General features: G+C 52.3%; 10 protein-coding genes. All 10 read left to right on the forward strand.

Annotated elements, in window-relative coordinates:
* Nucleotides 1-109 precede the first annotated feature (109 nt).
* The 10 genes from ftsH to GO013_RS08045 all read left to right on the forward strand — a co-directional run bounded on the left by ftsH (nucleotide 110) and on the right by GO013_RS08045 (nucleotide 12,034).
* Complete coding sequence (gene ftsH / locus GO013_RS08000; RefSeq protein WP_163809943.1) at nucleotides 110-2,128, forward strand: ATP-dependent zinc metalloprotease FtsH; 2,019 nt, start codon at nucleotides 110-112, stop codon at nucleotides 2,126-2,128.
* A 16-nt stretch (nucleotides 2,129-2,144) separates the two neighbouring features.
* Nucleotides 2,145-2,984: a dihydropteroate synthase gene (gene folP / locus GO013_RS08005; RefSeq protein ID WP_163809944.1), complete on the forward strand. Its 840-nt coding sequence runs from the start codon at nucleotides 2,145-2,147 to the stop codon at nucleotides 2,982-2,984.
* An 8-nt stretch (nucleotides 2,985-2,992) separates the two neighbouring features.
* Entirely contained in the window at nucleotides 2,993-3,742 is a 750-nt protein-coding gene (gene cdaA / locus GO013_RS08010) for a diadenylate cyclase CdaA (protein ID WP_163809946.1), read from the forward strand.
* A gap of 1 nt (nucleotide 3,743) precedes the next feature.
* Nucleotides 3,744-4,646 carry a CdaR family protein gene (locus GO013_RS08015; RefSeq protein WP_163809948.1) on the forward strand — a complete coding sequence of 301 codons (903 nt, stop codon included), beginning with the start codon at nucleotides 3,744-3,746 and terminating at the stop codon, nucleotides 4,644-4,646.
* A 32-nt stretch (nucleotides 4,647-4,678) separates the two neighbouring features.
* Nucleotides 4,679-6,031: a phosphoglucosamine mutase gene (glmM, locus tag GO013_RS08020; RefSeq protein ID WP_163809950.1), complete on the forward strand. Its 1,353-nt coding sequence runs from the start codon at nucleotides 4,679-4,681 to the stop codon at nucleotides 6,029-6,031.
* 19 nt (nucleotides 6,032-6,050) lie between these two features.
* Nucleotides 6,051-6,932, forward strand: coding sequence for a UTP--glucose-1-phosphate uridylyltransferase GalU (gene galU, locus GO013_RS08025; RefSeq protein WP_163809952.1), 882 nt, complete (start codon nucleotides 6,051-6,053; stop codon nucleotides 6,930-6,932).
* Entirely contained in the window at nucleotides 6,929-7,669 is a 741-nt protein-coding gene (locus tag GO013_RS08030) for a hypothetical protein (protein ID WP_239057788.1), read from the forward strand. Before galU ends, GO013_RS08030 begins: the two co-directional genes overlap by 4 nt.
* 9 nt (nucleotides 7,670-7,678) lie before the next feature.
* Nucleotides 7,679-10,045 (forward strand): primosomal protein N', encoded by a 2,367-nt coding sequence (priA, locus tag GO013_RS08035; protein WP_163809953.1) that lies wholly within the window; start codon nucleotides 7,679-7,681, stop codon nucleotides 10,043-10,045.
* Nucleotides 10,046-10,113: 68 nt separating this feature from the next.
* Nucleotides 10,114-10,623 (forward strand): OmpH family outer membrane protein, encoded by a 510-nt coding sequence (locus GO013_RS08040; RefSeq protein WP_163809956.1) that lies wholly within the window; start codon nucleotides 10,114-10,116, stop codon nucleotides 10,621-10,623.
* A 13-nt stretch (nucleotides 10,624-10,636) separates the two neighbouring features.
* The gene (locus tag GO013_RS08045) at nucleotides 10,637-12,034 is read left to right on the forward strand and encodes an SH3 domain-containing protein (protein WP_163809958.1); all 1,398 of its coding nucleotides are present in this window, start codon (nucleotides 10,637-10,639) and stop codon (nucleotides 12,032-12,034) included.
* The last annotated feature ends 149 nt before the right edge of the window (nucleotides 12,035-12,183 follow it).

The following is a 12,183-nucleotide window of genomic DNA, read 5'->3' on the forward strand; positions in this document are numbered from 1 at the left end:
CTTGATTTTTCATGCAGGAACATTATTCTTAATCCTGCATCGTAGTGACAGTGATAATGAGTCCGCACTCTTAGCGGATTGTATCTGAGACTATACGGAGGAATCTCCTTTGAACAACCATATGAAAAATCTTGTTATTTGGGCTATCATCTTTGTGTTGATGGTTGTCCTGTTTAACCTTTTCAATCAACCGCCCGTGCCTAAGGATGTGCCGTCCTATAGCGAATTCCTGGCAATGGTTGACAGTGGAAGCGTTGCAACAGTCAAAATCCAGGGACCCAAGATCGTTGGCACCAAGACATCCGGCGAAAAGTTCCAGACCTATGCCCCGGATGATCCCAAGATGATTGATACACTCATAGGAAAGGGTGTTGAGGTCAACGCGGAGCCGCCCGAGGAGTCCCCCTGGTATTTGACGATGCTTTTGTCCTGGTTCCCCATGCTTTTGCTCATTGGCGTCTGGATTTTCTTTATGCGCCAGATGCAGGGCGGCGGAGGCGGTGGCCGTGGAGCCATGAGTTTTGGCCGTTCCAAGGCCCGTCTTATCAATGAGGAGACCGCCAAGGTCACCTTTGAAGACGTGGCTGGCGTGGACGAGGCCAAGGAAGAGCTGTCTGAGATTGTGGATTTTTTGCGTGAACCTCGCAAATTCACTCGTCTTGGTGGGCGTATTCCCAAAGGGGTGTTGCTGGTGGGTGGTCCTGGTACGGGTAAAACCCTGCTAGCGCGTGCCGTTGCCGGTGAAGCCGGAGTCCCATTCTTTTCCATTTCCGGTTCGGATTTTGTGGAAATGTTCGTGGGTGTTGGTGCCAGCCGAGTGCGTGATTTGTTTGCACAAGGCAAGAAGAACGCTCCCTGCTTGATTTTTATTGATGAAATCGATGCCGTTGGTCGTCAACGTGGCGCGGGTCTTGGTGGTGGTCACGATGAACGTGAGCAAACCTTGAACCAGTTGCTCGTTGAAATGGACGGCTTTGAATCCAACGAAGGCGTTATTCTGGTCGCGGCGACCAACCGTCCCGACGTACTGGACCCCGCTTTGCTGCGGCCCGGACGTTTTGACCGTCAGGTGGTCGTGCCCAATCCCGATCTTCGAGGACGCGAACGGATTCTCAAGGTTCATAGCCGCAAGACGCCGTTGTCTTCAGAGGTTGATCTGGAAATCATTGCCCGAGGAACGCCCGGTTTTTCCGGTGCCGACCTTGAAAACCTGGTGAACGAGGCGGCCCTTGGTGCGGCCAAGCTCGGCAAAGACCGGGTGGACATGGATGATTTCGAGGAAGCCAAGGACAAGGTCATGATGGGCGGACGTGAACGTCGGTCCATGATCCTCTCTGACGAGGAAAAACGGACTACTGCCTATCATGAGGCGGGTCATGCTCTGGTGGCAAAACTGTTGCCCGGGACCGATCCGGTTCACAAGGTATCCATTATTCCACGAGGTCGCGCGCTTGGTGTGACCATGCAGTTGCCTGGTGAAGATCGGCATAACTATTCCAAAGGATTCCTGCGGAATACGATGGCTGTTCTCATGGGTGGCCGTGTCGCTGAAGAGCTGGTGCTCGATCAGTTGACCACGGGTGCGAGCAACGACATTGAACGGGCGACAAAAACGGCTCGGAATATGGTCTGCATGTGGGGTATGTCCGAAAAGCTTGGTCCCATGAGTTTTGGTGACAATCAGGAACAGGTTTTTTTAGGCAAGGAATTGATTCATAACAAGGAATACGGTGAAGACACCGCCAAGTTGATTGATTCCGAAGTTCGACGGTTTGTGGACGAAGCCTATGAAAATGCGACCGAGCTGCTCAAGAACAACGGGGAAGCCTTGGAAGCTATTGCCATGGCCCTGTTGGAACGTGAAACTATTACCGGGGCTGACATTGATCTGTTGATGGATGGCAAGGAGTTGCCGCCCATGGAAGAGTCCAATGGTTCGTCTCGGAATTCGGCATCATCCAGTACAGCCGATGGGTATACTGCTGAAGGCCGTGGAACAGATGCAGGCGGTCCCGGGTACCGTCCTGTCAGTGAAGAGCCTGAGGACAAGGGTGATGATTTCATTCTTGAAGATGATGATTCCGCCGATGAACCCGGTAAAAATGGCGGAGACAAAAACGTCCAATAATCGATTTGAAGTGACGATGAGTGATACGACATGGACATTGAAGGGGGGCAAGGTCTTGGGACCTGCCCCCTTTTTTATTGCGGGTATAGTCAACGTAACGCCTGATTCCTTTTATGATGGCAGGACGCATAGTGATACCTTGGCCGGTGTGACACACGGCCTTGAATTGGCTCGGCAAGGAGCGGACATGCTGGACGTGGGGGGAGAATCCACCCGTCCGTATGCTGATAAGGTTTCGGAGGCCGAGGAACTGAACCGGGTCATTCCGGTGATTCGAGGGTTGGCCGAAGCACTTCCCGAGACAGTGATTTCCGTGGATACCTACAAGGCCACGGTTGCTGCCAAGGCTTTGGAGGCCGGAGCAGATATTCTCAATGACGTTTCAGCCTTTCGGTTTGAGCCGGAATTGCTTGATGTCATCGGAGAATATAAGCCCGGGTATGTGCTGATGCACTCTCTTGGCAAACCCGAAGATATGCAGGATGAACCACGGTATTCGGATGTGGTCGGTGAACTGATCGCTTTTTTTGAAGAACGGTTGAACTTGCTCGATAAAGCCGGGCTACCCATGGATCGGGTGACGCTTGATCCCGGTATTGGTTTTGGCAAGAATTTGGAGCATAACCTGACGATTTTGCGTGAGATCGATCGTATAATGGACATGGGATTTCCCGTGTATATGGGGTTATCCAACAAATCTTTGTGGCAAGGTTTGCTCGGATTGCCGGTCGGGGAGCGACAGAACGCCACACAGGCGGCCACGGCCATGCTTGCGGCCAAGGGTGTTCCCATTCACCGTGTGCATGAAGTTGCGCAGACACATCAAACATTGACCATTGTTCGAGAATTAGCGTAGTTAAAGATATGTTTGAACTTTTCGGCATTCAAATCACCTGGCGCGTCATGCTCGATATTGGGCTGGTCGCTTTTATCTATTACAATCTTATCGTGCTTGTTCGCGGGACGAGAGCCGCTGCTGTGCTGTACGGTCTGGTTGTTGTCTTGGTGGTCTATTATGTGTCTGATTTATTTAATCTGTACACTTTGAATGCCCTGCTTGGGGAATTTCTTACCTCCATCTTTCTTGTCGTTGTTATTTTGTTCAAGACGGATATTCGCAAGGCCCTTGCCAGTGTTGGCACCAGGCGGTTCTGGACCAAATCTCAGGTTCGGGATGATACGCTGGAGCAATTGGTTCGTGCGGTGATGAGTATGTCCCATCGGAGTACCGGGGCGATTATTGTCATCGAGAAGAATATGCCGTTGGGTGATATCATCGAACGGGGAATCGAGCTGGATGCCAAGGTGAATACGGAATTGATAGAAACCATTTTTGTGCCGGATACACCGTTGCATGATGGGGCAGTTATCGTGCGGCGGGATCGAATTGTTGCTGCCGCATGTATTTTGCCATTGTCTAGCAAGCTGCGAGGGCAGCCCATGTACGGGACGCGACATCGGGCCGCGCTCGGCATCAGTGAGGGGTCAGACGCCATCACTGTGGTCGTGTCCGAAGAACGGGGCGAAGTCTCGGTGGCCATGAATGGGCGTTTGACAACCAGTCTGGACGAAGTTCGACTGATGCGTGTGCTGAGAAATGCACTTGGACGGTAATATGAAGAACTGGCAAACCGCGATACTTGCTCTTGCATTGGCTCTGTTTACCTGGTTTCTGGTGACAGGCCGGGAAGTCGTTGAATCGTGGGTTGATATGCCAGTTGTGATGACGAATCCTCCAGAAGGGCTTATTATTGAAGATGGGCTTGTTGACAAGATTCAGGTGCGACTGCGGGGTCCCAAGGGGCTTGTCGGCAACCTGGCGAATCAGAATATTCAATACCATGTGGATGTCAGCACCTTGAAAATCGGGGCGCAGGTCGTGGATATCGATGCGTCCAATATTCCTTTGCCGAGTACCTATGAGATCATTGAGGTCAAACCCAATCGATTGAATTTGAAGGTTGATCGGCGGATTACCAAGGATATTGAAGTGGAAGCGGTCTGGTCGGGCGATCTCAATTCTGATTACAGCTTGCAGGAAGTGGTCGCGGTCCCCAATCGTGTGGTTGTTCGAGGGCCGGAAACCATATTGCGTAAGCTCACCAAGGCCCGAGCGGTCATGAAAGAGGATTTTCCCGATGATGTCCCGTCGTCGTGGGCCGAAGATGTGGGAATCGAACTTGCTCCAGAGATAGAAGCATCCCCGGGCCAAGTTCGTGTCGAAGCGTTTTTTGGTCCGCAAACCCGTCAAATATGGGTCAAGGTTCCGCTTGAAGTGCAGGCCCCTGAAGGGTATAAGGTCTCGGTTTCACAGAAATTTGTTCGGTTATTAATCGAAGGACCGATTTTCCTTTTCCGTGATGATGAATATCGCAAGGATATCGTTGTCAATTTGTTGTTCGGGAGCGAAGTCGCACCCGGCTCCTTGAATTTGGAGTACGATGTTCTACTTCCTGACGGTTGCCGGATTGTCAAAAAGAATCCGGAAACCGTGAAAACTCATATGAAAAAGCAATAAGTTGCCGGTTGGGCAACGGTTTGGAGTTCTCCATGAAGCAGAGGCTTTTCGGGACTGATGGCCTGCGAGGGCAGGGCAATATATTTCCCATGACACCGGAAATTGCGTTGAGGCTTGGTCTGGCCGCCGGACAATATTTTCGAAATGGTTCCAAGCGTCATCGTGTGGTTATCGGTAAGGATACCCGGCTGTCCGGCTATGTCTTTGAGACGGCTTTGACCAGTGGACTATGCGCCAATGGAATGGATGTTTTTCTGGTCGGCCCCATGCCGACTCCCGCCATTTCTTTTTTGACCCGGAATATGCGGGCCGATTTGGGTGTGGTCATTTCCGCGTCACATAATCCGTTCATGGATAATGGGATCAAATTTTTTGATCGGCACGGTTTCAAGCTTCCAGATGAGGTTGAAGACGAGATCAGCGAATTGGTGCTCAATCAGGACACACAATGGGATTATCCCGCTGCCGAAGACGTTGGTCGTGCGAAACGGATTACCGATGCACCGGGTCGATATATCGTGTATTTGAAAAATAGTTTTTCACAGCGATTGACCCTGGACGGCATGAAGATTGTTTTGGATTGCGCGCATGGAGCGGCCTATGGTGTTGCACCCAAGGTTTTGGAAGAGCTGGGTGCGGACGTTGTTCGGATTGGCGTGAAGCCGAACGGGTTGAATATCAATCAGAAATGTGGTTCGCTCTATCCGGAAGTCATTTCCAGTGCTGTCATCGAGGAAAGGGCCGATATGGGTATTGCTTTGGATGGCGATGCGGATCGGCTGATCGTGTGCGATGAAAAAGGGCGTATTCTGGATGGTGACCAGATCATGGCTTTGTCGGCCTTGGAGCTTTTGGAAAAAGGGACCTTGCCCAAGAATATGCTGGTGTCCACGGTCATGAGTAATATGGCGCTTGAGCTGTTCATGAAAGACCATGGCGGCACGCTGTTGCGCACCGACGTTGGCGATCGGTATGTGGTGGAAGCCATGCGTCGCGAAGGGGCCATGCTCGGTGGTGAACAATCCGGTCATTTGATTTTTATGGAGCATTCCACCACTGGCGATGGATTGCTGGCCGCATTGCAATTGTTGCGGCTCATGCGGGAAAAGGAGCAACCCTTGTCAGAGTTGGCCGGGTTGCTCGAACCGTTTCCGCAGATTTTGCGCAATGTGCATGTGAACCGGAAAATTTCGTTTTGTGACGCGCCCGAAGTGCAAAAGGCGGTTCGGAAAGTCGAAGATGCGCTTAAAGGCAAAGGGCGGGTCTTGCTTCGCTACTCCGGGACGGAAGCGGTCTGTCGTGTCATGGTTGAAGGACCGGATAGCGATACCGTGGAATTGTATGCTGGTGATATTGCTGAAGCCTGCGAAAAGTATTTGAAATAATTTTTTCAAGGAAAGTCTCATGAAAATCAAGAAAGCAGTCATTCCGGTCGCCGGATGGGGCACGCGATCTCTTCCGGCCACGAAGAACGTTCCCAAGGAAATGTTGCCGATTTTTCGTAAACCCATCGTTCAATATATTGTTGAAGAAGGGATTGAGGCCGGTTTGACCGATGTTGTTTTCATTACCAATCAGAACAAGACGATTATCGAAGACCATTTTGACCGAAATTTCCTGTTGGAACAGTTGCTTGAACGCGCTGGTAAACAGGAAATGCTTGATGAGGTCAAACGGGTTGCTTCGCTTGTCAATGTCATTGGTGTGCGCCAGAAGGAACAGCTTGGACTCGGCCACGCTGTTTTGTCTGCTCGGGAAATTTGTCAAAATGAACCATTCGCCGTCATGTTGGGCGATGATCTCATGTTCGGTGTGGATACGGGCATCGGTGAATTGTTGCGTGCTGCGTCCGCTACGGGCAAGGCTGTGGTCGGTGTGATCGAAGTGCCTGAGGACAAGGTCAGTCGATATGGCGTCATTAAAGGTGAAGAACTGGACGACGGCACGTATCGGGTGACGAATTTGGTTGAAAAACCTGCGCGTGAAGATGCGCCGTCTAATCTGGCGATCATTGGTCGGTACGTTTTACTCCCTGAAATTTTTGATATTCTCGAAAGTCAGAAGGCCGGTGTCGGTGGAGAAATCCAGTTGACGGATGCTTTGCAGGGGCTGGCGGATCAGGACAAGCTCATTGCCGTGAAATTGGGTGGTCAGCGGTTCGATGCCGGAGACTGGGTAGAGTACCTGACCGCGAATATTTATTTTGCACTGCATGACGAAGAACTCAGGGATGATTTGGTCAAGCGATTGCTTGAGTTGTTGCCCTGTGCCGGGACCGAATTATGATGAACCGACTGAGTGCTGCTGTTGTTGTCTGTTTGCTGGTCCTTTTGATCGCTGTGCCCGGAGCCGCGTTTACTCCGGACGATGAGGAATTGAGCGCGTCGTTGACCGCGAAATACGGACCGTTGCGTTCCTGGGAAGCGGAAATGTCCTTTCCCGACTACCCTGGGGTGCGCGTGGAGATTGCGTATGCCAGTGGTCAATGGCGGCAAAAGTGGCAGGCTGAAACCACTGTCGAAGCCGTCGGCTTTGGGGAAAAGGTCATTGGAGCATGTACTCCCGGTGGATTTGCTTTGTCTCCGCTTTTTGTATGGCTGGTCCCCAATCCCGTGGAAACATGGAAAGAGTGGGGCGTGGCTGTTGATGACCGTGGGTATGGTTTTTATGATGGTGCGCCGTGTTTCATCCTTGGCGCCGAACCGGCTGATCCTTCCAGCTCAGTGATCTATTTGCATAATGAAACGCGTGCGCCGCTTTTGATTCGGTATATGACCGAAGTCGGGCTGACCTCCGTGGTTTTTTCCAAGTATAAGGTTCTGGCGGGGTACAGTGTCCCACAACAGTGTGTCGTGACCGTGGACGGGACGACTCTTACAGTGAATATCACATGGAAAGCGGTCAATGGCGCGGGTGACAAGGCCCTGTATGTCAAGGAGTCCGTGAGTCCCATTCCCTGCGCGGAACCTCCGGCACCCTTTGATTTTCTGCGGGATTCCTTCCGCATTCCTTCAAGACGATAGGCGGCATTCATGGCCGATTTATGGCAGGTAACGCTCGTCAGTCCACCGTATGAAGCGTGGACCTACGAGCGACCTTCCTTTTTCCCTGAGTTATCTGCTGGGCAGCGGGTGATTATTCCTTTTGGCAAATCGCACCGTGTGGGCATTGTTGTTGGTCCCGCTGACGCGGCCCCCAAAGGGGTTGCGATCAAATCGATGATCTGGCCGTTGGAACGCACACCGCTTTTCAATGAAGAGTATGTGGATATGGCCGTGAATCTTGCGGCCCGGCAAATGGTCAATGTGGGACGAATTTTGGAAATTGCCTTGCCTCGTGGACTGCGGACGGCTGCCGTGACCTTTCGGGTTGATAAACATATGGCTGAGCGCACGTTGCCCGGTTCTGTGCGACCTGCGGAAATCGGGCGGATGCCTGAAGCCGATAAAAAGGCGCTTATGGAATTGTGGTGTGCCGGGCGGATGCGGGTGCGCGTCAATGCCAAACGGGAAGCCGAAGAGCGGTTCGTTTCCCTGGAATCAGATCCGCCGTGGGCGGTGCGTCCCAATGCCAAACGACAGATTCGGTTGCTGGAATATCTTTTGGAACATGGACCGCAGAGTTTGTACGCCTTGCGCTATGCTTTGGGTGATTGGACTGCGGCCACGGTCGCCAAATTGGAGAGCGTGTCCATTGTCCGCACTGGAGAATTGACCGCTGATACCTTGGCCGAAGTGGATGAGGGCGGGGCGGGTGATCCGTGCGGTGATGTCTGTGAATATACTTTGACTGACGAACAACAGATCGCCATGGATTCCATGACTGCGACCATGCAAAACGGTGGCGGACCGCATCTGGTCCACGGTGTGACCGGCAGTGGCAAGACGGTCTTGTATCTTGAAATGGCTCGGCAAAGTCTGGCCAATGGCCGTTCTGTCATGTTGCTCGCCCCGGAGGTCGCTCTGGCGTGTCACCTCTACCGGACGGTGAAAAAACGGTTCCCGGATGCGCAGGTTTTTTTCTATCACGGATATCAGAGTCCCAAGAAACGGGAGCGGACATTCAAGAGCGTCTCTCGTGAACAGGGTCCGGTCCTCGTGGTCGGAACCCGGTCTTCCCTGTTTTTACCGATTTCCAATCTTGGTCTGATCGTATTGGATGAAGAACATGATGAGTCTTACAAGCAGGAAGAGCGATTGGCCTATCATGCCAAGGAAGTTGCCTGGTTCAGGGCCGGTTTGAGCAAGGCCTTGTTGCTGCTTGGTTCAGCCACGCCGGACGTCAAGACATTTCACGCCGCCCGTCAGGGGGTGATCCCTGTGTCCACGCTCAAGGAACGCGTGGGTAACAGTGTGCTGCCCGGTGTCGAGTTGGTTGATATTACGGATATGAAAGGGGGCGGCAAGTTGCTGGCTCCGGAGACGGTAGACGCTATTCGCGAGACGGTCGAGGCGGGCAATCAGGTTATTGTCATGCTCAATCGTCGAGGTTACGCACCCCTGATGTATTGCGTGGACTGTGCCGAAACCGTGCGTTGTCCCGAATGTGAAGTGGGGATGACCTATCACAAGAATCGGCAACGGGTTGTGTGTCACTATTGTGGCTTGACCTATTCCTATCCGCTGACGTGCAAAAAGTGCGGCGGCACCAGTTTTATCCCCATGGGCGAAGGTACGGAACGCCTTGAAGAGGTCTTGCAGGAAAAATTGCCCGAGGGCACCACGGTGTTGCGGCTTGATCGGGACGCAACCAGGCGACAGGAACGGCTGGAAGAAATTCTGGGCGCGTTTGGCCGTCGGGAAGCACAGGTCCTTGTGGGGACACAAATGATTTCCAAGGGCCACCATTTCCCGGGAGTGACGTTGGTTGTGGTCGCTGACGGCGACCTTGGGCTGAATCTGCCGGACTATCGTTCTTCGGAACGGACTTTTCAGTTGTTGGTTCAGGTCGCAGGCCGTGCCGGGCGTGGCGAGAATCCCGGCAGGGTGCTGATTCAGACGCGCAATCCCGGACATCCCTTGTGGACTGAGGTGGTGACAGGGGATTACGCCGGCTTCTTCGATCGTGAGATTGCCCGGCGATCCATGTTCAAATATCCACCGTTTTCCAGAATGGCCTTGGTCCGCATCAATTTCCCTGCCGACTATTCGGATGGGGCAGCTGCCGTGACGTTGTTCGGTGACATCTTGCGGGAACAGAGTCGAAAGTTGGGCATTGATGTCCTGGGACCGGCTCCGGCTCCTTTGTCCATGCTTCGAGGTCGCAAGCGTTTCAATTGTTTGTTGAAATCTGATGATTGGGCCAAGGTGCGGACTTTGTACGGACAGATGACATCGGCCAATCCGAATGTGCGATTCGTTCGAACGAGTCTGGACCTTGATCCGTTGACGACATTGTAAAGGATCGACAGGTCACCTGTTGTCGGATATATTATCCTATTATATGAGCTAACAAGGGAGCGATCCATATGAAAATTTTGAAGGTATTCGTGGCGGTGCTCGGGTTGAGTCTCCTTGTCTGCGGGGCCGCTCTGGCGCAAACGTCCAAAGTGGGGTTTGTCAATCCGCAACGAATTATCAATGAATCCAAAATCGGCCGTATCGCTCAGGAAGATCTGGCCCGACTGGGGCGTGAAAAGGATCGGCGTGTCCGTGACGCTTTGGCTGTCGTCGAATCTTTGCAGGACAAGTTGAAGGCAGAAGCGGTGTCCATGGCACAACAGCAGTCCATGGAAGAAGCTATGCGTTTGGCGGTTCGTGACTATGAACGACTGGTGAAAAACAGTAATTTGGAAATTCAGAGTGAGGAAAGACGCCTTATTCAATTCGTCATGCGACGAGCGGATTCCTTTTTACGGACCGTTGCTGCGGAAATGGGGTTTACCATGATTCTCACCGACCCGGAAATTATCGGGTATGTGGCTGACTCTATGGATTTGACAGATCGGGTTATTCGCGAACTCAATGCGACGATGTAACAGGGAAGAATCAATGCGAAAATTGACGATATTGGTGTTGGCTCTTGTGAGCCTGTGCTGTGTGACGGCGAATCAAGGGTACGCCTTTGGTGAAATTCGGTACACGGACCGCCCGTTGAATTTGCGGGATGCCCGTTCGCCCAAGGCGACTTGGGTGGGCAATTTGTATCCCGGACAAAAGGTGCGGATTGCGCATCTTCAGCATGGTTGGGTTGCCGTGTATGAACCGAATGCGGCAGATGGAAGCGAAGGGGCCGCTATCGGGTATTCCAATGTTAAATATCTGCGGAAAACGCGGACGCGATATGAACCCAAGGACCTGGGCGAGTTGGTGTATACGGATCGGACCTTGAATGTTCGGGTTGAACCCAAAATATCCAGCAGGAAAGTCACGACACTCAAACCCGGGACACATGTTCGTATCGATTTCCCGGAGGATGAGTGGATACGCGTTTTTCCGGCTGATGCAACGATTCGCTCCAATTTGAATGGTCTCGGCTACAGCAGTGCCAAATATTTCAAGCCGGCCACCAAGCAGTCGTTGGCTTCGGCCGTGCCATCCATTGCTGAAGATGATGCGGTGGTGGTCATGCACAATTCTTCGGCAGGAGATTCGCTGAAAACACCACGAAAACAAGAACGTCCGACCGCGTCAGCTCCTGTTGCTGGTCGGACATCGAAATTCGTGACCGCAACTTCCGCTGTCACTGTGTACAGCAGCCGGACCACCGGGGCGTCCGTGACTCGAACTGTGCAGCCGGGCGAAACCGTCCAGGTTGGGCTGTTGCAACATGGGTGGTATGCGGTGTTCAAGCGTAATGAACTCGTTCTTGCCAAAGGACGTGAAATCGGATTTGCTTTGCAATCTCGTGTGGAGACGAAGACGCGTGTCGCATCAGATCAGTCAAAGGAATTGGCCTTGTCCGTTGGCCCTGTTTCTCTTCCCTCTCAGACGAAAAAAACTCCTTCGAGCAGTGTGGCAACACCTCGGAAGACAACAGCATCATCGTCAACGCCTCCGGTCGCATCTGGCGGTGCCGCAAAGACCATCACCATTGATCGGACAAAGTTCACCCGGACAAAAAAACCGGACCCCACGCCGAACAAGACGGCGCATGGGTATCAATATCGTCTTTTGGAAAAAAATGAGACCAGACAAGCGGGTGAACCCTGGATCACCCTGAAAGTCTTTGTGTCCACGACCAAAAAACCCACGCGTGATGCGCTCAAGGATTTTGCGACAACCTTGTGGAAAGAGCATCGACGCGTGACAAAGAATGTCGTTGTGCTGATGTATCTGCCCGGTATGGATGTCGAAGATTTGGCCTATGGAGTGGTCAAGTTTGATGATTCGAAATTGCTTGAGGTCTGGGTTCGGGAAGCCACGCTTTTCGGGACCAAATTCCTTTAAGAAAAAAAACGTGTGTACAGCCCTTGTTCGATGTTTCGAGCAAGGGCTTTTTCTTATGCGGCACCATGTCAAGAACTCCCTTTCTTCGTTGTTTTCTCTTTAATTAGGCCAGGCTTCACCCTCGCCTTATGGCGTATTAGTAATGTATT

This window comes from Pseudodesulfovibrio sp. JC047, assembly GCF_010468615.1.
GTDB lineage: Bacteria > Desulfobacterota > Desulfovibrionia > Desulfovibrionales > Desulfovibrionaceae > Pseudodesulfovibrio.

Excerpts from the sequence above, each read along its gene's own strand:
- folP (WP_163809944.1), top strand. The coding sequence starts at position 2,145 with ATGAGTGATACGACATGGACATTGAAGGGGGGCAAGGTCTTGGGACCT.
- cdaA (WP_163809946.1), top strand. The coding sequence starts at position 2,993 with ATGTTTGAACTTTTCGGCATTCAAATCACCTGGCGCGTCATGCTCGAT.
- GO013_RS08015 (WP_163809948.1), top strand. The coding sequence starts at position 3,744 with ATGAAGAACTGGCAAACCGCGATACTTGCTCTTGCATTGGCTCTGTTT.
- glmM (WP_163809950.1), top strand. The coding sequence starts at position 4,679 with ATGAAGCAGAGGCTTTTCGGGACTGATGGCCTGCGAGGGCAGGGCAAT.
- galU (WP_163809952.1), top strand. The coding sequence starts at position 6,051 with ATGAAAATCAAGAAAGCAGTCATTCCGGTCGCCGGATGGGGCACGCGA.
- GO013_RS08030 (WP_239057788.1), top strand. The coding sequence starts at position 6,929 with ATGATGAACCGACTGAGTGCTGCTGTTGTTGTCTGTTTGCTGGTCCTT.
- priA (WP_163809953.1), top strand. The coding sequence starts at position 7,679 with ATGGCCGATTTATGGCAGGTAACGCTCGTCAGTCCACCGTATGAAGCG.
- GO013_RS08040 (WP_163809956.1), top strand. The coding sequence starts at position 10,114 with ATGAAAATTTTGAAGGTATTCGTGGCGGTGCTCGGGTTGAGTCTCCTT.
- GO013_RS08045 (WP_163809958.1), top strand. The coding sequence starts at position 10,637 with ATGCGAAAATTGACGATATTGGTGTTGGCTCTTGTGAGCCTGTGCTGT.